The organism is Microbacterium sp. Leaf203, from assembly GCF_001421275.1.
Classification (GTDB): domain Bacteria; phylum Actinomycetota; class Actinomycetes; order Actinomycetales; family Microbacteriaceae; genus Microbacterium; species Microbacterium testaceum_A.
On sequence record NZ_LMKF01000011.1, the window covers coordinates 1 to 286 of the forward strand.

Genomic DNA, 286 nt, shown 5'->3' on the forward strand with positions numbered 1-286 from the left:
CCGAACACCTCCTCACCGGCTACCGCAATTTCATTACCGGTCGCTATGTCACAGAGGGCAGCCGCTACCGGTCGCTGGCCCGCGAGGGACAGACGCCGGAAAGCATGATCATTGCCTGCTGCGATTCCCGTTCGGCGCCCGAAGTCATCTTCGACGCCGGGCCGGGCGAATTGTTCGTCGTCCGCAATGTGGCCAACCTCGTGCCGCCCTATGCACCCGATGGCGAGTTCCATTCCACTTCAGCGGCGCTCGAGTTCGCGGTGCAGGTCCTCAAGGTCAAGAACAT

1 protein-coding gene is annotated in these 286 nt (G+C 62.2%); it reads left to right on the plus strand.

What is annotated here, in order from left to right; all coding sequences use genetic code 11:
• Window positions 1-286: carbonic anhydrase (locus tag ASE56_RS17380; RefSeq protein ID WP_327037355.1), on the plus strand; the 286-nt coding region annotated here is incomplete at both ends.